The organism is Lysinibacillus sp. JNUCC 51 (genome assembly GCF_015999525.1).
Classification (GTDB): Bacteria; Bacillota; Bacilli; order Bacillales_A; family Planococcaceae; genus Lysinibacillus; species Lysinibacillus xylanilyticus.
Map to the genome: position 1 here is coordinate 2535135 of NZ_CP065545.1, position 21811 is coordinate 2556945.

The 21811-nt window shown below is 38.7% G+C and carries 21 protein-coding genes and 1 other annotated feature; of the genes, 18 read left to right on the forward strand and 3 right to left on the reverse strand.

Annotation, left to right across the window (positions count from 1 at the left end):
- Positions 1–135 precede the first annotated feature (135 nt).
- The 3 genes from JNUCC51_RS12155 to JNUCC51_RS12165 all read left to right on the forward strand — a co-directional run bounded on the left by JNUCC51_RS12155 (position 136) and on the right by JNUCC51_RS12165 (position 3115).
- Positions 136–1098 (forward strand): DUF4003 family protein, encoded by a 963-nt coding sequence (locus JNUCC51_RS12155; protein WP_337992150.1) that lies wholly within the window; start codon positions 136–138, stop codon positions 1096–1098.
- Between the two features lie 42 nt (positions 1099–1140).
- Positions 1141–2568 carry an aldehyde dehydrogenase family protein gene (locus JNUCC51_RS12160; protein WP_337992151.1) on the forward strand — a complete coding sequence of 476 codons (1428 nt, stop codon included), beginning with the start codon at positions 1141–1143 and terminating at the stop codon, positions 2566–2568.
- A 67-nt stretch (positions 2569–2635) separates the two neighbouring features.
- Positions 2636–3115 (forward strand): acyl-CoA thioesterase, encoded by a 480-nt coding sequence (locus JNUCC51_RS12165; RefSeq protein ID WP_049662763.1) that lies wholly within the window; start codon positions 2636–2638, stop codon positions 3113–3115.
- Between the two features lie 48 nt (positions 3116–3163).
- Here JNUCC51_RS12165 and JNUCC51_RS12170 read toward each other — a convergent pair whose 3' ends face one another.
- Positions 3164–4474 (reverse strand): globin-coupled sensor protein, encoded by a 1311-nt coding sequence (locus JNUCC51_RS12170; protein ID WP_337992152.1) that lies wholly within the window; start codon positions 4472–4474, stop codon positions 3164–3166.
- A 299-nt stretch (positions 4475–4773) separates the two neighbouring features.
- Here JNUCC51_RS12170 and JNUCC51_RS12175 point away from each other — a divergent pair, with 299 nt between their 5' ends.
- Positions 4774–4983, forward strand: coding sequence for a hypothetical protein (locus JNUCC51_RS12175; RefSeq protein WP_100542755.1), 210 nt, complete (start codon positions 4774–4776; stop codon positions 4981–4983).
- Positions 4984–5106: 123 nt separating this feature from the next.
- Here the strand turns inward: JNUCC51_RS12175 and corA are convergent, their stop codons facing one another.
- Positions 5107–6066, reverse strand: coding sequence for a magnesium/cobalt transporter CorA (gene corA, locus JNUCC51_RS12180; protein WP_337992153.1), 960 nt, complete (start codon positions 6064–6066; stop codon positions 5107–5109).
- Positions 6067–6115: 49 nt separating this feature from the next.
- Positions 6116–6802: a class I SAM-dependent methyltransferase gene (locus JNUCC51_RS12185; RefSeq protein WP_337992154.1), complete on the reverse strand. Its 687-nt coding sequence runs from the start codon at positions 6800–6802 to the stop codon at positions 6116–6118.
- A 120-nt stretch (positions 6803–6922) separates the two neighbouring features.
- On the opposite strand from JNUCC51_RS12185, the gene JNUCC51_RS12190 reads away from it, so the two are divergent.
- The 14 genes from JNUCC51_RS12190 to rlmB all read left to right on the forward strand — a co-directional run bounded on the left by JNUCC51_RS12190 (position 6923) and on the right by rlmB (position 21809).
- Complete coding sequence (locus JNUCC51_RS12190) at positions 6923–7228, forward strand: DUF4870 domain-containing protein (RefSeq protein ID WP_049662771.1); 306 nt, start codon at positions 6923–6925, stop codon at positions 7226–7228.
- Positions 7229–7431: 203 nt separating this feature from the next.
- Positions 7432–7902 (forward strand): CtsR family transcriptional regulator, encoded by a 471-nt coding sequence (locus JNUCC51_RS12195; protein ID WP_337992155.1) that lies wholly within the window; start codon positions 7432–7434, stop codon positions 7900–7902.
- Positions 7903–7916: 14 nt separating this feature from the next.
- Positions 7917–8462 (forward strand): UvrB/UvrC motif-containing protein, encoded by a 546-nt coding sequence (locus JNUCC51_RS12200; RefSeq protein ID WP_337992156.1) that lies wholly within the window; start codon positions 7917–7919, stop codon positions 8460–8462.
- Entirely contained in the window at positions 8459–9568 is a 1110-nt protein-coding gene (mcsB, locus tag JNUCC51_RS12205) for a protein-arginine kinase McsB (RefSeq protein ID WP_337992157.1), read from the forward strand. Before JNUCC51_RS12200 ends, mcsB begins: the two co-directional genes overlap by 4 nt.
- The gene (locus JNUCC51_RS12210; protein WP_337992158.1) at positions 9558–12002 is read left to right on the forward strand and encodes an ATP-dependent Clp protease ATP-binding subunit; all 2445 of its coding nucleotides are present in this window, start codon (positions 9558–9560) and stop codon (positions 12000–12002) included. The genes mcsB and JNUCC51_RS12210 overlap by 11 nt, the downstream gene beginning before the upstream one ends.
- Positions 12003–12169: 167 nt before the next feature.
- Positions 12170–13546 carry a DNA repair protein RadA gene (gene radA, locus JNUCC51_RS12215; RefSeq protein ID WP_337992159.1) on the forward strand — a complete coding sequence of 459 codons (1377 nt, stop codon included), beginning with the start codon at positions 12170–12172 and terminating at the stop codon, positions 13544–13546.
- Between the two features lie 464 nt (positions 13547–14010).
- Positions 14011–15096, forward strand: coding sequence for a PIN/TRAM domain-containing protein (locus JNUCC51_RS12220; RefSeq protein ID WP_337992160.1), 1086 nt, complete (start codon positions 14011–14013; stop codon positions 15094–15096).
- Between the two features lie 12 nt (positions 15097–15108).
- Positions 15109–15801 carry a 2-C-methyl-D-erythritol 4-phosphate cytidylyltransferase gene (gene ispD / locus JNUCC51_RS12225; RefSeq protein WP_100542794.1) on the forward strand — a complete coding sequence of 231 codons (693 nt, stop codon included), beginning with the start codon at positions 15109–15111 and terminating at the stop codon, positions 15799–15801.
- A gap of 288 nt (positions 15802–16089) precedes the next feature.
- Entirely contained in the window at positions 16090–16566 is a 477-nt protein-coding gene (gene ispF / locus JNUCC51_RS12230) for a 2-C-methyl-D-erythritol 2,4-cyclodiphosphate synthase (protein ID WP_337992161.1), read from the forward strand.
- A 91-nt stretch (positions 16567–16657) separates the two neighbouring features.
- Complete coding sequence (gene gltX, locus JNUCC51_RS12235) at positions 16658–18118, forward strand: glutamate--tRNA ligase (RefSeq protein WP_337992162.1); 1461 nt, start codon at positions 16658–16660, stop codon at positions 18116–18118.
- A 50-nt stretch (positions 18119–18168) separates the two neighbouring features.
- Positions 18169–18387: a binding site (T-box leader), on the forward strand.
- Between the two features lie 197 nt (positions 18388–18584).
- Positions 18585–19235, forward strand: coding sequence for a serine O-acetyltransferase EpsC (epsC, locus tag JNUCC51_RS12240; protein WP_337992163.1), 651 nt, complete (start codon positions 18585–18587; stop codon positions 19233–19235).
- A complete protein-coding gene (gene cysS / locus JNUCC51_RS12245) occupies positions 19232–20632 on the forward strand; it encodes a cysteine--tRNA ligase (RefSeq protein WP_337992164.1) in 1401 nt (466 codons plus the stop codon). Before epsC ends, cysS begins: the two co-directional genes overlap by 4 nt.
- A 5-nt stretch (positions 20633–20637) precedes the next feature.
- Positions 20638–21057, forward strand: coding sequence for a Mini-ribonuclease 3 (locus JNUCC51_RS12250; RefSeq protein WP_276563116.1), 420 nt, complete (start codon positions 20638–20640; stop codon positions 21055–21057).
- Positions 21057–21809 carry a 23S rRNA (guanosine(2251)-2'-O)-methyltransferase RlmB gene (gene rlmB, locus JNUCC51_RS12255; RefSeq protein ID WP_337992165.1) on the forward strand — a complete coding sequence of 251 codons (753 nt, stop codon included), beginning with the start codon at positions 21057–21059 and terminating at the stop codon, positions 21807–21809. Before JNUCC51_RS12250 ends, rlmB begins: the two co-directional genes overlap by 1 nt.
- The last annotated feature ends 2 nt before the right edge of the window (positions 21810–21811 follow it).

Below are 21811 nucleotides of genomic sequence, written 5' to 3' on the forward strand. Positions count from 1 at the left end.
GTAATATCAAAAATGAGACCCTGGAACGATCGAAACGCCCAGATGGAACGCAACCCCTCGTTATGACGATGAGTCCAAAATGGATGAATCCTTTTTTGTTTTATTACGTAAATATGGAAAAGGAGCGTGTTAAACATGGACTTTGTTATGATTGAAAATCGGTTTACAAATACGGTGGAGGATGTCTCAAAGGCTGTTGGTCGGATGGTAGATCGTAAAATTGTGTTAGCCATTGCTAGCAAATATGTGGCATCTGGGGAACTTTTTGATTCCGTTAAATATAAAGAAGTATTACAAGAAATGAAGACGCAAACGTCATGGACATCTCCGTTAAGAACAGCGGTAGGTTATAGTATTGCTGCGAATTTGATGGAGCAAGAGGATACAGAACAAGCAGTAAAAAATTTACTGAACAACGTTAACATAATGAAGGAAGTAAAATTTAGAAGTGGGAATTTTAGTTTTATCGGTGCGCAGTTTTTAACTGAAGAGGCAAGTGAGAAACGTGCACATGCACAGGCAGCACGTGCATTGTTTGATGCAATCCGTAAACATCATAAGTTTTTAACGTCATACGATGATATTCCTTATGCAGTATTATTAAGTAGCCCATCTGATGATGTTGAACTACGTGCGGAAACAATGAATCGTTATTATAAAGAATTACGTACATATAATTTTAATGCGGGTAATGAGCTTCAATGGCTATCGCAAGTACTGACTTTCTTATCACCTCAATATGATAATAAACTAGTGCCAAATGTTGCGACAATCCGTGACACACTAAAAAGTCAGGATGTAAAGGTCAAGACGATGCACTATCCATTACTGGGCTTTTTAGCAATCCTCGAAGTGAATCAAGTACAGCTGCAACAGATTGTTGATTTATATCATGAGTTAAAGGGTATGAAACTTTTAAAATGGCATCGTGAATTTGTGTTATTTATGGCCATCCAAATTGCAATTTATAATATGGCGCAGGTGCAACAATCCTTATCAATGACGATCACGTCATCTATTGAATTATTGATTCAAGCACAGCAAGCAGCAATGTTCGCGGCAGTTAGTGCAGCAGCTGTAGCATCAAGCTCTTCGTGATAAAATAAAGAAGAACTTGATTTTTGGAGGTGCATTTGAAGGATGAAGGAAACAAAACTTTGGATTAATGGCCAGTGGCAGAACGCAGAGGCAACATATGAGTTGAAATCACCCTATAGTGGTGAGGTTATTGCAAAGGTCGCTAAGGCGTCAATTTCTGACGTTGAGCAAGCAATAGAAGGTGCACAGGAGGCTTTCCAAACGTTTAAAAAGACAACAGCCTACGAACGTGCCGAAATATTATATAAAGTGGTCGACATTATGCGCCAGCGTAAAGAGGAATTAGCTGAAATTTTGGCTTTAGAGGCAGGTAAGCCAATATCAGCAGGTTTAACTGAAATAGAACGCACAATAGCAACCTATCAATTTGCCGCAGAAGGAGCTAAGCAAGCGAAGGGTGAAACGGTACCGATGGATGCTGCACCTGGAGCGGGGGATCGTATTGGCTGGACAAAACGAGAACCTCTAGGTGTAATTTCAGCCATTACACCATTTAATTTTCCGCTTAATTTAGTGGCACATAAATTAGGTCCTGCTTTTGCAGTTGGAAATACTGTCGTGTTAAAACCAGCAAATCAAACACCATTAAGTGCTATAGTGTTGGCTGAAATATTTAAGGACGCAGGTTTACCTGATGGTGCGCTACAAATTGTTACCGGTAGTGGTGGTGAGCTTAGTGATACGCTTGTGACACATCCATACGTGAAAAAGGTGACATTCACGGGAAGTGGTAAGGTTGGTTTAGGCATTAAAGAAAAAGTAGGCTTGCGTAAAGTCACTTTAGAGCTCGGCTCCAATGCTGCATTAATTGTCGAGCCGTCGACACCAATTGATAAAATTATTTCGCGTTGTGTCGGTGGTGCATTTAATTTTGCTGGACAAGTTTGTATCTCTTTACAACGTATTTATGTACACGCATCTATTATTGATGAATTTACAAAGGCGTTTGTAGCTGAGACAGAGAAATTGGTAGTAGGTGATCCACTAGATATAAATACTGATGTTAGTGCAATGATTAATCCAAAAGAAGTTGAACGTATTTGTCAATGGATTGAAGAAGCAAAGTCACAAGGTGCGGTAGTTGCAACAGGAGGAACATTTACGGAACGTACTTTAACGCCAACTGTTATGACGAATGTGACGGCGGATATGAAAGTTGTTTGTCAGGAAACATTCGCACCAATCGTCTCAATTGTTTCATATGAAACATTAGACGACGCTATTCGACTAGTGAATGAGTCGGAACTTGGCTTAAATGCAGGGATTTATACGAATGTGTTACCTGATGCTTTGCGTGCAGCAGATGAAATTCAGGCAGGTGCTGTTATTATTAATGATATTCCGACATTTAGAGTTGATAATATGCCATATGGTGGCGTGAAAATGAGTGGCTACGGACGCGAAGGAATTAAGTGGGCAATCGAAGAAATGACAGATATGAAATTTATTACGATGAAGAAATCGTTCTAATTTGCATCAACTCTTTTTCTGCGATACGATGACGAAAGAACATTCATGAAGGGAAGTTGCAAGAACTATGACAAACAACGCAATACCGATGGGTCAGTCACGTACTGTTCAAACGCGTCTCGTATTACCGCCAGATACAAATAATCACAACTCCATTTTCGGTGGAAGAGTGTTAGCTTATATTGATGAAATTGCTGCTATTACAGCAATGAAGCATGCAAAGGGGCATGTAGTTACAGCCTCTATTGATTCGGTTGATTTTTTATCGGCAGCACATGTTGGGGATATTTTAGAAATTGAAAGTATTGTTTCGTCAACTGGGCGTTCTTCAATGGAAGTGTACGTTCGAGTTGTTTCGCGAAATATTGAAACTCGTGAGGAAAAATTAACGACGGAATCTTTTGTAACGATGGTTGCAGTAGATGATGACGGAAAACCTAAGCCAGTTCCTGCAATTTATCCTGAAACAGATGCTGAAAAACGTCTGTTTGAAACCGGTCCTGCAAGACGGGAACATCGTAAACAAAAACGGGAATTACCGCATTAAAAATAAAAAGGGAAATTGACGTATACTGTCAGTTTCCCTTTTTCGTTCTTACATTTTTAACTCATTTACTACATTAATAAGTGAATCGGAAGAAGAGGAAACTAGTGTAGCCCCTTGTGACAGTTCAGTAATCAAGTTAGAAATTGCTGAAATATCTCTTGATGTATTTACATACTGCTGTTGAATACCGGAAACAGCATCGGCGATATCATTAAATGATTTAGATAAACTGTTTTGTGTATCTACGCTATGTTGAATCTTTTGATCAACGTTAATTACTGAATTCGACATTGTTGTTATATTACTTTCTGTCTCTTTAATGAGATGAGAAACATTTTGTACAGCATTTTTTGTTTCTTCTGCAAGCTTACGAACTTCCTCTGCTACAACAGCAAAACCTTTACCATGCTCACCTGCACGAGCTGCCTCGATAGAAGCATTCAATGCTAATAAGTTAGTTTGATCGGCAATTCCTGTAACTAGCCCTACAATTTCTGATATTTTTTGAGAAGATGTACGTAACTGGTTCATCGTAACTTCAAGACTGTTTACACTTTGCAAAATAACCTGTATTAAATCATTTTGATCTTGTAGCTGCTGCTGTCCACGTCTGGATTTTTCTTGTGTATCAGCAACGAAGGTTAATCCTTGTTTAGTAGCTACTGCGATATCGTCCGTTTGAGAAGAAATGACTAATAAAGAAGCTGCTGTTTCTTCACTAATCCCATTGAGTTCCTCTGCCGTTTTTTGAATGGTAGTAACAAGTGCATGTTTTGTGTCATCAGCTGCTGAGCGAATGCGTTCCTCTTCTCTTTCATAGGCTTCGATTACAAGCTGTTGCTCGAAGTTAATGATTTTGCAGAAGGCATTGATAGCACGTATTGCATCATGCTTCGACATATCTAAATCATTTGTAAAGCGTGTAAATGTCGTTGTTAATGATTGGAATGAGGCGATATACCACTTCGATTGTAGACCAATTCGAACATGGGTTTCAGCAATGGCCTTCCGTTCATCAATATAAGAGTTATTAATATTACTTTCGAAAATATCACTCAAATGTTTATGTAAAGTAACTTTTAAACGATCGATTTGTGACGTTCTGTTTATAATGTCTAACAAATCTTGGCTCAAACTAATAGCTGCATAAAATTGATCCACCATTTCAGGGACTAAATCCTTAGCTAAAGGCTGTAGTTGTTTAATGATGGCTAAATCCTCAATTGTTAAATCTAGAAGCTGCAACTGTTTTTGAAGTCTTGGATTGTTTGATACATCCAATTGTACATCGTTCTTATAATTTTCAGGTGCTAATGTAATTGAGTAGCTAGAATCGTTCTTTTTTGTAAACCAACTCATTGTTGTTTGCTCCATTCTTTATAAATGCATAGTAAGTATATAAAAAAATCGAATTGCTTAGTTTGTTAATTTTTCGAAATATATGGTATTTAGTCTATTCTACTATTTTTTGTAGTGAATTTGGTTAAAATTTTAGTTTATTTCTTAATTTTTTTATAGGCATTATAGAGGATTGTCGATTAAAAGTCATGAAATAGACTATTAAAAAGGTAATAGGTAAATTGAATTTGAAATAGGAAACCTGTAAAATACGAACTGTTTAGATTGAACGTAACAATAGTTTTGAGGAGGTATTTATTATGGAGAAGAAGCGTTTCAAATTTGTAATTCCGGTTATGGTAATTGTAGCAATTGGATCGGTTTACATGTTACGAAACTACTATGCTGAAGTACCCGACTTAGATCAACTATTAATTACTATTAGTGCAACATTAGTATCTGGGGTACTCGCATACTTTTTATTTCCTCAGCAAGGCGAAGATAAAATTGATGATCGTGGTCCTTACTGACAGTAAAAAAGCACCTTAGAAAAACTCTAAGGTGCCTTTAGCATTCCGCTCCGAGTGAACGGCTTTTCCCGTCATTTGTGAGGATGGTCCTAAATGAATTATTATAGCAATAAACTTTCGCTTTTAAGGTTTAAATAAACTGAACCAGCCTTTAAGCTTAAAGACTGCCAGCATAAATAAAGCGATAAAAATCATAATTCCGAGTACGATAAAGTAGCTAAATCTTCCATGTAGCTCTGGCATATATTCAAAATTCATTCCATAAACACCGGCAATAAATGTTAGAGGAATAAAGATTGTTGAAACAATTGTTAAGGTCATCATGATGCCATTCATGCGACTAGAGCTCATCGCCATATAGCTATCACGCATATCAGCAGTAAGTTCCCGGTTTGATTCGATCATTTCTGTGAGTTTAAGCAGATGATCGTAAATATCTCCGAAATAAGCTCGTTCGGATTTCTTAAGTGAGAATCGGTAAGAGTTTAGGATACGATATAATAGATCACGCATCGGTAAAATGGTGCGTCGTAGATCAAGCAAATCACTACGGAATTCAAACACGATTTTCATAGCGTTGAGATTGCTTTGATAGGTAAGCTCATCTTCTAGTGCATTTAAATGATCCTCAATCTTATAAGCAAGTGGGAAATAGCTATCAACGATTTTATCGATTACCTGGTATGTTAAATATATTGTGCCACGTTCCCAGTTCTTTGGCTGTTTTTCTAACATCATTTGTACTCGATCTATTTCCGGTGCTACGTTTTTATGAAATGTAACAATAAATTTATTAGAAACAAAAATGTTTACTTCCTCAGCTGTTAGTTCTTCGTTAACTCTTTGGATAACAAAGAAATGGAAATCATCATAAAAATCGAGCTTTGGCCGCTGTAAACGCATTAAACAATCTTCTATAGCGAGTGGATGGAAATGAAAAAATGTATCTAAAAGTAGTTCTTCTTCTTCAGTCGGACAATTAAAATCGACCCAGTACCATTCAAATTCGTTTTTGTGTATATCTTCAAGCGGAAAATCTTTTATAAGCTTTTGGTCTTTTGTAATTCCAATTGTACGTATCACGGCATTCACCTCAATTCTGTTAATTCTATCCTAACAGGTATATATATTTTCACAAAAAACTTTCTTTATAACATATCCAACCACCAAATAAAGTAGTCGCAAAGAATCTAGATGGTTTTGTAAAGCCTGCCTGCTGTAGTAGTGATAAAATGTCCTCTTCAGGCATAAAAGAAAGAGAACGGATGGATTTCTCCATCTCCGCTACGTCTGATGGTGTTAGCTTTGTATGCTGTAGCCAATAAGCACGCCATAAATCAAATTGTAGCTCAGTTTCTAAGGAACCGGGTTGCCCGTATTTTGATACGAGGACAAATGGGGCACCAGGCTTTAAATTATTCGCTATTTCTTTTAATGTTGCAAGCTTCTCTTGATTATCTTGAATAAAGTGAAGCACTAATACACAGCTTGCTGCATCAAACTTCACTGTAGGTAGCTTAGTATCGAGTATAGTTCCTTGATATAAAGAAATATTATTAGGTAGGGATTTTAAACGTTCACCGGCTATTTGTAGCATCGCTTCTGACGGATCTATGCCAACAAATGACCAATGAGGTCTTTCCTCAGCGAGCTGTAATATTTCATTGCCGATCCCTGAACCAACTACTAAAAATTCAGCTTTTTCATGTAACTCAGATTGGTAAAAGGTTTGTGTTAAACGTAGCATTGCATCATAGCTAGGTAGCGTGCGACGAATACCTTTTTCGTATTCATTTGCAAGTTTGTTATTAAATTCCATAGAGTATCACATGCCTTTCAAAAAAATTTTAAAATGCAATTTATATTTGAAACTATTTAAGGGATAGGTCCGTAAATAGTAGTACATAAAATAAAAAATTAAATGGAAGGGTTGATATAAATGGAAACAAAATGGTCTAAGGTAATCATACACGCAAGTGCGTTTTTTGCGCCATGGTTAGTACCAATTATATTTTTCTTAATTAGCTCGGATGAAGAGGTAAAGAGTATTTCTGTGCAAGCCTTATTGTTCCAAGTTGTCATGGTGGTATTACTTACAATTTCGGGTATTTTAAGCTTCCTGCTTATTGGTATACCGTTCTTGATTGTTTTTGGTATTATGTATTTTATTGCGCCGATTATCGGTATTGTGAAGGCTCTATCTGATGAGTCTTGGCGTTATCCAATTGTTGGTCGATGGGTATAATTTTTATAGACGCAAGTATATGCTAATTGCATATGCTTGCGTTTTTTCTATTGCTGAAAAGGGTATCTTATAGCTAAGGGTTGGACACTTTAATTTTTCTGTGTGCGAATTAATTGCAATTATTTTCAAGCGTTTTGTATAATATACTCAAAGAAAGTCAAAGATAGTCAAAGTCAGTGAAGTAAGCGAGGTGTATTCCTAAAATGCGTAATATATCAGACATCATAGAAGGCTACTTAAAGCAAGTACTTGAATTAGGTGGAGAAGGGCATATTGAAATAAAACGTAGTGAAATCGCAGATAAATTTCAATGCGTGCCCTCACAAATAAATTATGTAATTAATACAAGATTTACTGCCGAACGAGGTTACCTTGTTGAAAGCAAACGTGGTGGTGGTGGATACATTCGAATTTTACGTGTCCGCGCGAATTCACAAATTGATCTAATCGACGATGTCCTCAGGCAAATAGAAGGTGGTGCATCGCAAATAATGGCAGAAGATTTAGTTTATCGACTAATTGATGAGCAGGTAATTTCAAAGCGAGAAGCGAAAATAATGTTAGCAGCAGTTGATCGCTCAACTATCGATTTGCAACTCCCGTTACGGGACAACATTCGATCAAAAATTTTAAGAGCGATGCTAACAACGATTAAATATGAACAGCAAAAATAAAAGAGGTGATGGAAATGATATGCGAACATTGTAAGCAGCGTAATGCGACAGTTACCGTAACACAAGTTCAAAGTGGTCAAAAGGTGGAGCACCATTATTGTGACGTCTGCGCCTCGCAGTTCAATCCATTTCATGCTGAATTTAAGCAAGAGCCAATATCTATTCAACAGCTATTATCCAATTGGTTTGGCTCCCCAACATGGCAGCAACAACAAGTGGGTGAAAAACAGCAGGCACCACAACCGCAAACATGTCCACAATGTGGATTTACGTATAAACAATTTTTAAAAGAAGGTAAATTTGGATGCCCTAGCTGTTACGACACCTTTAGCGAGCACTTACCAAAGCTCTTTAACCGTATACAGGCTGGTCCTCAACATATAGGGAAAATGCCCGGTGCTCGAAATAATGTGTATGTCATTAAAAAGCAAATCGAAGACATTCGTAAACGTATGAAGGCTGCTGTAGATGAAGAACAATTTGAAGAGGCAGCAAAGCTTCGTGATGAAGCGAAGGAACTTGAGAAGCAGCTACAATTTGAAGGTGGTGATGTGTCGTGATGATTGAGTCGTTTTTAGAACGTGCTACACCAATATGGATGAGTGTAGAGGATGATTATTCAGATATTGTCATAAGTACACGCATCCGCCTTGCTCGAAATTTAGATGGTTATCGTTTTCCGTTAGCCTTTACAGAGGATGAAGCATTACAGGTGGAACAGGCAGTTACACATGCAATCAAGGATAGTACAGAACTTCGAGAAAATTATTCATATTTTGCTATTAAAGACTTAACGTCTTTACAGCGTCAAATACTTGTGGAAAAGCACCTGATTAGTCCTCAGCTTGCAAAAAAAGAGCGAGTTGGCTCCATGCTCTTATCTGATGACGAATCAACTAGCATTATGGTGAACGAAGAAGACCATTTACGCATTCAATGTATGACAGCGAGTTTTCAACTTCAAAAGGCATACGAGCAGGCCAATAAAATTGATCGTATCTTAGAGAAAGCTTTGCCTTACGCATTTCGAGATACATTTGGTTATTTAACGAGTTGTCCAACAAATATTGGTACTGGTTTACGAGCATCCGTCATGATGCACCTGCCAGCCCTTACACTTACGAGTCAGATGAATCAAATCATTAATGCAATGACACGATTAGGCATGACGGTAAGAGGAATATATGGGGAGGGTAGCGAAAATATAGGGAATGTTTACCAAGTGTCAAATCAGATTACACTAGGGAAAACAGAGGATGATATTTTAGCGGATATCCAAAGCGTCGCTGAAAAAATAATTCAAAAAGAACGGCATGCAAGAGGTAAGTTAATGGAAAAAGCAGAGCTTGCCTTAGAAGACCGTGTATACCGTGCTTTAGGAACATTAACAAATGCTCGAATTTTAACGAGTGAGGAAGCAGCTACCTGTCTATCTAATGTTCGTTTAGGAGTAGATTTACAGTTAATTGAAGGTATTAAAGCGACTAAATTAAACGAATGTGTAGTAAGTATGCAACCTGGATTTTTACAGAATTACGCAGGTGACGTTTTGCCACCTACGGAGCGAGATCGCGTACGAGCAGAAATGCTTCGTGATGCACTATCTCGAGAAAATATGAGTAAGCCTATTATTCGGGGAAAAGGAGAGGATTCATTTGATGTTTAATCGTTTTACACAACGCGCGCAAAAAGTATTACAGCTTGCACAAGAGGAAGCAATTCGTTGGAAACACGAATCAATTGGAACAGAGCATATTCTATTAGGGCTTATCCGTGAAGGTGGCGGTATTGCTGCAAAAGCATTAGAAGCCATTGATATTAGTCCTCAAATGATTGAATCAGGTATTGAGGAGCTTGTAGGGAAAGGTAAAGAGGATGTTGGTCCAATTGTCCACTACACACCTCGAGCTAAAAAGGTAATTGAACTATCGGTCGATGAATCACGTAAATTAGGTCATTCCTATATCGGCACAGAGCATTTACTATTAGCGCTTATTCGTGAAGGTGAAGGTATAGCGGCCCGTGTATTAAATAATGCTGGTGTCGGATTGAATAAGGCTCGTCAGCAAGTGCTATTGTTATTAGGGAATAATGATAATGCTCAATCTGGTCAACAAGCTGCACAGGCTGCCAATACACCAACACTAGATAGCCTTGCGCGTGATTTAACGCAAATTGCTCGTGAAGGCACTTTAGATCCAGTTATTGGTCGAAGCAAAGAAATTACACGTGTTATTGAAGTTCTGTCACGTCGTACAAAAAATAATCCTGTATTAATCGGGGAGCCTGGTGTTGGTAAAACAGCAATTGCTGAAGGCTTAGCACAGCAAATTATTAATAATGAAGTGCCAGAAATTCTTCGTGATAAACGTGTTATGACACTTGATATGGGGACAGTTGTTGCTGGAACAAAATATCGTGGTGAATTTGAGGACCGTTTGAAAAAAGTAATGGATGAAATTCGCCAAGCGGGTAATGTTATTTTATTCATCGATGAATTGCATACATTGATCGGTGCAGGTGGTGCAGAAGGTGCCATTGATGCATCAAATATTTTAAAACCATCTTTAGCACGTGGCGAGCTTCAATGTATTGGCGCAACGACACTAGATGAGTATCGCAAATATATTGAGAAGGATGCGGCATTAGAGCGTCGTTTCCAACCAATTCAAGTTGATGAGCCAACTGTAGAAGAAGCGATTCAAATTATTCAAGGCTTACGTGATCGTTATGAAGCACATCACCGTGTGAAAATCACAGATGAAGCAATTGAAGCGGCAGCAAAAATGAGTGATCGATATATTTCTGATCGTTTCTTACCAGATAAGGCGATTGACTTAATTGATGAAGCAGGTTCTAAAGTACGTTTACGTTCATTTGCAGTGCCACCAAACTTAAAGGCACTAGAAGATAAGCTTGAAAATGTGCGCTCTGAAAAGAATGCAGCTGTCTCAGGTCAAGAGTTTGAGAAGGCAGCGTCATTAAGAGATACAGAACAAAAGCTAAAAGATGAAATTGAAACTACGAGAAAAAATTGGAAGGAAGAACAGGGTAAAGCCGAGTCAAAAGTTACAGTAGATGATGTAGCAGCGGTAGTATCTATGTGGACTGGAATTCCAGTATCGAAAATTGCTTCAGAAGAATCTTCTAAGTTATTACAGCTTGAAGAAGAGTTACACAAACGAGTTGTAGGTCAAGGAGAAGCAGTAGAGGCAATTTCTCGCGCAATTCGTCGTGCGAGAGCTGGTTTGAAAGATCCGAAACGACCAATTGGCTCATTTATTTTCTTAGGCCCTACTGGGGTTGGTAAAACAGAGCTTGCTAGAGCACTAGCTGAGGTTATGTTTGGTGATGAGGACGCAATGATTCGCGTTGATATGTCTGAGTACATGGAAAAACATTCGACTTCACGTTTAGTTGGTTCACCTCCAGGCTATGTAGGCTTTGATGATGGTGGTCAACTAACAGAAAAGGTTCGTCGTAAACCGTATTCAGTAGTATTACTAGATGAAATTGAGAAGGCTCATCCAGATGTTTTCAATATCTTACTTCAAGTACTTGAAGATGGCCGTTTAACAGATTCTAAAGGTCGAGTGGTAGATTTCCGCAACACAGTTGTTATTATGACATCAAACGTTGGTGCAGATGCTTTAAAATATCAGAAAAACCTTGGCTTTAATGTAGGTGGTACTGATACGAAGTATAAAGATATGAAGGGTACAATGCTCGAGGAATTGAAAAAAGCATTCCGCCCAGAGTTCTTAAACCGTATCGACGAAATGATCGTCTTCCACTCACTAGAAAAAGAACATTTAAAAGAAATCGTAGCGATGATGGCGAATTCTTTAACGAAACGTCTGAAAGAGCAAGACATCTCGTTAGAGTTAACGGACCCGGCTCTCGAGAAAATTGCAGAGGAAGGCTACGACCCTCAATATGGTGCTCGTCCACTGCGTCGTTCATTGCAAAAACAAGTAGAAGACCGTTTATCGGAAGAACTGCTGAAAGGCAATGTAGAGAAGGGCAATCAAGTTATCATTGATTACGTAAATGATGAATTTGTTGTGAAGAAAAAAGAGGAAGTTTCTTCTTCTAAATAATCTTCTTCAGTGGGGGGCCTCTTCATCCCCCACGAATTATTAATCTTCAGATGAATTTCTGCCCGTTAAATGTTTATTTGAAAAGGACAGCAAGGCTTTAAGTGCCAAGCTGTCTTTTTTTATGTACAATAATAAATATAAGAACAAATATTCGAGGTGGATGCAATTTGGCAAAGAAAAAAACAAAATTTGTATGCTCAAGCTGTGGCTATGAATCTGCAAAATGGATGGGAAGATGTCCAGGATGTGGAGAATGGAATAAGATGGTTGAAGAGGTGGAAGTCGTAGCGAAAGGGCCACGTGGGGCATTCCAACACTCTGCTACAGTTACCCAAAAGGCTCTCCCTATTATGCAGATTGAAGCTGCTGAAGAATCACGAGTTGCAACAGAAATGGGTGAGCTTAACCGAGTGTTAGGTGGGGGCATCGTGCCAGGTTCTCTCGTGTTGATTGGGGGAGATCCTGGGATTGGGAAGTCGACGTTGTTATTACAAGTATCTGCGTTACTTTCAAATAAAGGGCATCGTGTGCTCTATATTTCTGGTGAGGAATCCATCCGTCAAACAAAGCTACGTGCAGAACGTTTAGGGGTGGTATCGCAAGAGCTTTATATATATTCTGAGACGAATTTAGAGTTTTTAAATCAGACCATTGACGATGTAAAGCCAAAGTTTGTTATTGTCGATTCTATTCAAACTGTTTTTCATCCGGAGGTAACGAGTGCACCTGGTAGTGTATCACAAGTGCGTGAATGTACAGCAGAACTTATGCGAATTGCAAAAACAAAGGGAATTGCAATTTTTTTAGTCGGACATGTAACAAAAGAAGGACAAATTGCAGGGCCACGTATTTTGGAGCATATGGTTGATACGGTATTGTATTTTGAAGGAGAACGACATCATAATCACCGTATTTTACGCAGCCAAAAAAACCGTTTTGGCTCTACGAATGAAATTGCTATCTTTGAAATGCTCCAGGGGGGCTTAAAGGAAGTGTTAAACCCGTCTGAGTTGTTCTTACAGGAACGTTCACAGGGGGCGGCAGGGTCAACAATCGTAGCCTCAATGGAAGGTACACGGCCAATTCTAGTTGAAATTCAGTCACTTGTAACACCAACAAGCTTTAATTACCCGAAACGAATGGCAACAGGTGTTGATCAAAACCGTGTGCAACTACTTATGGCAGTCCTTGAAAAGAGAATGGGCCTCATGCTACAGGCTCAGGATGCATATATTAAAGTTGCTGGCGGTGTAAAGCTTGATGAGCCTGCAATTGATTTAGCCGTGTTGACAAGTATCGTTTCGAGTTTTAAGGATCAAGCTGTCAGAGCAACTGATTGCTTTATTGGGGAAGTAGGTTTGACAGGCGAAGTGCGTCGTGTATCTCGTATTGAACAACGTGTGATTGAGGCAGCAAAGCTCGGATTTAAACGAGCCTTCATACCGGCTTCGAATATCGGTGGATGGGATTTTCCACAAGGTATTGAGATAGTTGGTGTGGAAACAATAAAGGATGCATTGAATGCTTGCTTTAGAGAGCTATAAAAAAGCTTGTGCATGTTGGACAATGTTCTGACATGCACTTTTAATTTATTTTAGCGGGTGTTTGTACACCCGCTGAAATAAAGGAACTCAGGCTAAGACCTTCACATCCTGTGAAAACGCCTGAGTGACCGACATCGTGTCGGCCTAAAGCCTCCGGAGGATGTCACGGAATCATAATTGATTTGTAAGCTTTTTTAATTCATAGATAGAAGGTAGGAAACTCTAAAAGGGGAAACGGCGTCTAAAATAACGTCTGTGAAAAGGCTTATGTAATGCCTGGCGGATGTCAAAGGAGAAATTTAGAATTTTTAGTGTAAAGAATTTCAGTAATTGATTTTCCTCCTTCGTTAGAATCGAAATGATCGATCAAAAGCAGAGATTTTAATGATACTTGATGGGTTCATAAAAGATTTTCTACAGTAAACTATGTATAATTATATATTAAAAATGGGAGGTGACAGTTTATGAAAAAATTTGTTCAAATTGCTTTTTTACTGATTGGAGGAGCATTAGGCCTTGTTTTCTTACCGCCATTATACGAATTGCTTCATTTATCATCTAATCCTTGGCTTGATAATCCCTACGTATCAGTAGCTTTAGGAGCACTTTTACTGTTTACATTATCGTTTGCCTTTTCGGATTATTTTGTAAGGCTCATTAGCTGGATGGAAGAGGTGTTATTTAAAGTACCTGTTGGGGATTTGTTATTTGGTACACTGGGACTTATTATCGGGCTCATCGTTGCTTATTTCTTAGGCTTTGCAATTGATAGTATCGGTTTTCCGATTATTACAAAGGTTTTACCAATTATACTGTCATTTGTGCTTGGCTATTTAGGGTTCCGTGTAGGCTTTAAAAAGCGAGATGAATTAATCCAACTATTTACGTTACGTGGTAATAATACGAAGAAAAAATTAGCGGAAGGTGTAGAGCCTCAAGAAGTACGAGGTAGCTATAAACTGTTAGATACTAGTGTTATTATTGATGGTCGTATTGCAGATATTTCTGAAACAGGCTTTATAGAAGGTACACTAGTAGTACCTCAATTTGTCCTTACTGAGCTCCAGCATATTGCTGACTCTTCGGATACATTAAAGCGTACAAGAGGTCGTCGAGGCTTAGATATTTTGAAGAAATTACAAGATGAACGTATGACGAAGGTACAGATTACGGAAGAGGACTTTGAAGATATTCAAGAGGTTGACTTAAAACTAGTGCGCCTTGCAAAGAAAATGGGGAACGATACACAAATTGTTACGAACGACTTTAACCTAAACAAAGTTTGTGAGCTCCACAACGTTAAAGTGCTGAATATCAATGATTTAGCAAATGCAGTAAAGCCTGTCGTTATTCCAGGTGAGGATATGCAAGTGATGGTCATTAAAGATGGCAAAGAGCATAATCAAGGGGTTGCTTATTTAGATGATGGCACAATGATCGTTGTTGAAGGTGGACGTAGCTATATAGGACAGGCTATTACAGTAACCGTAACAAGTGTTCTTCAAACATCAGCAGGTCGTATGATATTTGCTAAACCAAAGGATGACTAGGAAATGGGAAATGTGCAATATGAAGTAGTGTTGCCTGCTGCGGGAAGCGGAAAGCGAATGGGTGCAGGACAAAATAAGTTGTTTTTAAATCTTTTAGAAAAACCGATCCTCATACACACACTGGAGGTATTTGAACAGGATAGCCACTGTACAGGTATTTGGCTTGCAGTGAAGCCGGAAGAGCGTGTATTTATTCAGGAAATGCTAGAGAGGTATGGAATTACTAAAGTTAAAGGTTTACCTGATGGTGGTGCAGAACGACAGCATTCCGTCCATTCGTGCATGAAAGAAATGAAGCAGGTTGATATTGTGCTTGTGCATGATGCTGCGCGTCCATTTATTACGCATGATATTATTGCGAATCTTGTGCAAAGTGCGCATGACTTTGGCGCTGCGATTGCAGGAGTTCGTGCGAAGGATACGATGAAAAAAGTACGTGATGGTGTTATTGAAGAGACTATTGATCGAGAAAGTTTATGGATGATTCAAACACCGCAAGCATTTCAATTTGATTTGATTGTGGAGGCGGAGGATGTCGCTGAGAAGGTAGGATTCCTTGGTACCGACGAAGCAATGCTTGTTGAACGTCTCGGTCATGAGGTGCATATTGTAGAAAGCAGCTACGAGAATGTAAAAATGACGACGCAAGAGGATTTAATTTTCGGTGAAGCGATATTGCGTAAACGTGCTTTGAAAAAATTATAATAACAAACTAAAAATCTCATCAGCATTATAATTTGCTGATGAGATTTTACATTTCTCCATCTTTTGATGTTAATTCACAGTACTGTTCACTACAGACTCAATTTCCTAGGAAATATGTTAAAATGTGAGGGTATAATATAGAGTAAATATAAAAGTGAAGGAAGGTGAATGAGACTGCCTTATAAGCTGAGTAGAAGTTTTTTAAATCTGCTTATTTTTTGAAGTAAATAAGCTTCGGTTGGTGGATTTTATTATTTTATTTATCTTATTAGAAAGTCTCAAAATCATATGTTTCGAGTGGGACAAGGATTTGACGTGCATGCTTTTGAAGAAGGACGTCCATTAATTATTGGTGGTATAACAATTCCTCATGAAAAAGGGTTAGTAGGGCATTCAGACGCAGATGTTTTATTACACACTGTAACAGATGCAGCGTTAGGGGCTATTGGTGAGGGAGATATCGGTCGTCATTTCCCAGATACAGATCCAGCGTTCAAGGATGCTGATTCAGCGAAATTATTAGAGCATATTTGGAAAATTGTTGAGGATAAGGGCTATGTTCTAGGTAATGTGGATTGTACAATTATGGCACAACGTCCGAAAATGGCGCCATATATTCAACAAATGCAAAATCGTATTGCTGAATTACTTCGTGCAGAGCCTTCTCAAGTGAATGTTAAAGCAACAACAACTGAGCGTTTAGGTTTTACGGGTCGCGAGGAAGGGATTGCTGCGATGGCGACAATCCTATTGATTAAGAAATAAAAGCGGGCTCTCAGCGCTTTTATTTCCTTTAACAGAGTGGTAAAATGAACAAAGTCAATTTTTTGATCGAAAATTTAGGAGGCTTTTAATTATGGCGAAAGAAGTTCGTGTTCGTTACGCGCCATCCCCTACTGGTTTCTTACATATCGGTGGAGCGCGTACAGCGTTATTTAACTATTTATATGCAAAACATCATAACGGTAAATTCATCGTACGTATTGAGGATACAGATATTGAGCGTAATGTAGAGGGCGGAGAAGCATCTCAGCTAGATAATTTAAAATGGTTAGGTATTGAGTATGATGAGTCGATCGATATTGGTGGACCATATGCACCTTATCGCCAAATGGAGCGTCTTGATATTTATAAAGAGCACGCTGAAAAGCTATTAGAGCAAGGCTTAGCTTACAAATGCTTCTGTTCTTCTGAGAAATTAGAAGCGTCTCGTGAAGAACAAAAAGCACGAGGTGTTGCAGCTCCAACTTATGATGGTACTTGCCGTCATTTATCAGCAGAGGAAGTTGCAGCTAAAGAAGCTGCTGGTGAAGCATATACAATTCGTATGCGTGTACCTGAAAATGTAACATATGAATTTGAAGATTTAGTGCGTGGACAAGTAGCATTTGAGTCAAAAGATATTGGTGACTGGGTTCTTGTTAAAGCAAACGGTATCCCAACGTATAACTATGCGGTAGTGCTTGATGATCACTTTATGGAAATTTCACATGTATTCCGTGGCGAAGAGCATTTATCAAATACACCAAAACAAATGATGATTTTTGATGCATTCGGCTGGGAATATCCACGCTTTGGTCATATGACATTAATCATTAATGAAAACCGTAAAAAATTATCAAAACGTGATGAATCAATTATTCAATTCGTAACACAATATAAAGATTTAGGCTACCTACCTGAAGCGATGTTCAACTTCTTCGCATTACTTGGCTGGTCTCCTGAAGGGGAAGAAGAGATTTTCTCAAAAGAAGAATTTATTAAAATCTTTGATGAAAAACGTCTTTCAAAATCACCATCTATGTTCGATAAACAAAAGCTAACTTGGATGAATAACCAATATATTAAAAAGCTATCTTTAGAAGAAGTAGTGGCATTATCTTTACCACACTTGCAAAAAGCTGGTTTATTACCAGAAGAGTTAACAGAAGAAGAACGTGCATGGGCTGCAGATTTAATCGCACTTTATCATGATCAAATGAGCTTTGGTGCTGAAATTGTAGAACTATCTCGCCTATTCTTTAATGATCATATTGAATATGATGAAGAAGCAAAAGCAGTTTTAGCAGGTGAGCAGGTACCTGAGGTAATGGCTGCATTTAAAGCACAGCTTGAAGGTTTAGAGGAATTTACGCCTGATGCTGTCAAAGCGGCTATTAAAGCTGTTCAAAAAGAAACAGGTCACAAAGGTAAAAATCTATTTATGCCAATCCGCGTCGTAACGACAGGTGAAACGCATGGTCCAGAACTTCCTAACGCGATTTGCTTAATTGGCAAACAGAAAACTATTGATCGTGTAGAAAAATTTGCGCAATAAGTAGAAAATGATTGACAATTTATTGGTTCGTTGTAAAATGTATTTACATTGAGAAAGCGTTGATAAGGAGAAGTAAGTGGCGCATGCTCCAAAGAGAGGACCATCACCGGCTGAAAGTGGTCTGAGCCTAGGCAAAACTGAAATGCACCTTTGAGCATAAAGCTGAACTTATAGTAGGCTTTATCGATTCGTTCCCGTTACAGAACGTCCAGAGTGGAAGGCATTTGCCTTCAATCAGAGTGGAACCGCGCAAATTTAGCGTCTCTGTCATTCCTTTTTGGGATGATAGGGGCGCTTTTTTATTTTTCGGACATGAGACTTAAAGCGATGGATGCGCCGAATTCTACTTCACTAGCTCTGTGGTGAAATCAACGTCAGCTATAGCATTTCAATGGCCAGGGATGCGGTTGATTAGTGGAATTTTCAAAGGGTCAAAGCAGATCAAAATGAAAAGGGGGAGCTTTTTGTGTTTAAAAGAATGAAGGAAGATGTAGAAACAATTTTTGAGAATGATCCAGCGGCGCGTAGTGTGTTAGAAGTTATACTAACATATTCAGGTTTGCACGCTACTTGGTCACATCGAGTTGCCCATTGGTTCTTTAAAAAGCGTTTTTATTTTATAGCCCGTACCATTTCACAAATTAGTCGTTTCTTTACTGGAATTGAGATTCATCCTGGAGCGAAAATCGGTCGACGTTTCTTTATTGACCATGGGATGGGCGTTGTAATTGGTGAAACATGTGAGATTGGTGATAATGTAACGTTGTATCAAGGTGTAACTTTAGGTGGTACAGGAAAAGAAAAGGGGAAACGCCACCCGACATTAGAGGATAATGTATTAGTTGCGACAGGTGCAAAAGTTTTAGGTTCTATTACAATTGGAGAAAATAGTAAAATCGGTGCAGGCTCAGTTGTCTTAAAAGAAGTACCGCCAAATGCTACAGTTGTCGGTATTCCTGGTAAAATAGTGATTAAGGATGGAATCCGTCTAGAGAAAAAACTAGATCACCAAAATATACCTGACCCTGTAGAAGAACGTTGTCAAGCTTTCGAGAAGCAGATTGCAGCATTGAATCATGAAATCGAACGCTTACAAAAGGAGAGAGAAACACAATGAGTATTCAAATTTTCAACTCATTAACACGACAAAAGGAAACATTCATACCGTTGGAAGAAGGCAAAGTAAAAATATACGTTTGCGGTCCGACAGTTTATAACTACATTCATATTGGGAATTCACGTCCTGTAATTGTCTACGACACAGTGCGTCGTTATTTCCAATACAAAGGCTATGATGTGAAATTTGTTTCAAATTTCACTGATGTGGACGACAAAATTATTAAGGCTGCAAATGAACTGGGTGAAGAAGTTCATGAATTAACGGAGCGATTTATTGCCGCATACTTTGAAGATGTTACAGCGCTAGGTTGCAAGAAAGCAGATGTGCATCCACGCGTAACAGAGCATATGGATGATATCATTCAATTTATTCAAGTTTTAATCGATAAAGGCTATGCTTATGAGTCAGCTGGTGATGTTTATTATCGAACTCGTAAATTTAATGGTTACGGTAAATTATCTCACCAATCGGTGGATGATTTAAAAATTGGTGCTCGTATAGAAGCGGGAGAGAAAAAAGATGATGCGTTAGATTTCGCTCTATGGAAAGCTGTGAAGCCAGGCGAAATTTACTGGGAAAGTCCTTGGGGCCAAGGACGTCCAGGTTGGCATATTGAATGCTCTGTAATGGCTCGTGAGCATTTAGGAGATACTATTGATATTCATGCTGGTGGGCAAGATTTAACATTCCCGCATCATGAAAATGAAATAGCGCAATCTGAAGCTCATAATGATAAAACATTTGCGCGTTATTGGATGCACAACGGGTATATTAATATTGATAATGAAAAAATGTCCAAATCCCTTGGTAATTTTATACTCGTTAATGATATTCGTAAACAAATTGACCCACAAGTTTTACGCTTCTTTATGCTTTCTGTGCATTATCGTCATCCGATTAACTTTGCGAAGGATTTAGTAGACGCAGCCGCAAATGGGTTAGAACGAATTCGTACTGCCTACAACAATGTGAAACACCGTTTAACAGCAACTGCGAGCTTAGGTGATCACTCAGAAGAATGGCTTGGGAAAATTGCTGAACAAAAAGCTCACTTTGAAGAAGCGATGGATGATGACTTTAATACAGCCAATGCCATTTCAGTATTATTTGAATTAGCACGTATCGCAAATATTTATCTAAATGAAACAAATACTGATGAAAAAGTATTATTAAGTTTTACTGAAACTTTTGAGGTGTTAGGTGACGTCTTAGGTATTAAATTTGCAAAAGAAGAAGAGCTATTAGACGAAGAAATTGAAGCACTTTTACAGGAACGTGTAGAAGCACGAAAAAATCGTGATTTTGCTCGTTCGGATGAAATTCGTGACCATTTGCAAGCGCAAGGTATCATTTTAGAAGATACGCGACAAGGAACTAGATGGAAACGAGGGTAAGTAACTTGGATAAACTCCGCAACGAAGATGTTAAGCAATTGAATGCATTGGCGTTAGCCTATATGGGAGACGCAGTTTTAGAACAAAAGATACGAGAGCATTTACTACGTGCCGGCCGTGTCAAACCTAACACACTTCATAAAGAAGCGACACGTTACGTATCAGCGAAAGCACAATCTATGATTGTACATCGAATGATGGATGAAGGCTTTTTAACAGAGGAGGAGTTGGCTGTGTTCCGTCGTGGACGCAATGCCAAATCCGGCTCTGTGCCAAAAAATACAGATGTTCAAACATACCGCAATAGCTCAGGCTTTGAGGCTGTGCTTGGTAGTTTATATTTATTAAATGAATTAGAACGCGTTTATGCAATCATTGCATACGCTATTCAAATCATCGAGGAATCGAAAGGAGTGTCGAATTAATGACAGAGCAAAATGGTGAAATTATTGCCGGTAAAAACCCAGTGTTAGAAGCACTTCGTTCAGGCCGCGATATGAATAAAGTATGGATTGCAGAAGGTGTGAAAAAATCAGGGGTTAATGAACTTCTAGATTTAGCACGAGAACGTGGAGTTATCGTTCAATTTGTCCCGAAAAAAAAGGTGGATCAATTATCAGATGCCAATCACCAAGGAATAGTTGCCTCTGTTGCAGCATATAGATATGCAGAGTTAGATGATTTATTCGCTGCAGCGGCAAAAAAACAAGAAGATCCATTCTTCTTAATTTTAGATGAGCTAGAGGATCCGCATAATCTGGGTTCTATTATGCGAACTGCTGATGCGATAGGTGCGCATGGTATTATTATTCCAAAGCGCCGTTCTGTGAGTTTGACAGCTGTAGTGGCTAAAGCATCAACTGGTGCAATTGAGCATGTACCTGTCGTGCGTGTTAATAACCTAGCGCAAACGGTAGATGAGCTGAAAGACCGAGGGGTATGGATTGCGGGGACGGATGCAAAAGGTTCTGCAGACTATCGTAAAATGGATGCAACATTGCCACTTGCGATTATTATTGGTAGTGAAGGCAAAGGAATGGGCCGCTTATTAAAAGAGAAATGTGACTTTTTATATCATCTACCGATGATTGGGCATGTCACATCATTAAATGCATCAGTAGCTGCTGCACTTTTAATGTACGAAGTGTATCGTAAACGTCAAGAAGCGAATGATTGACA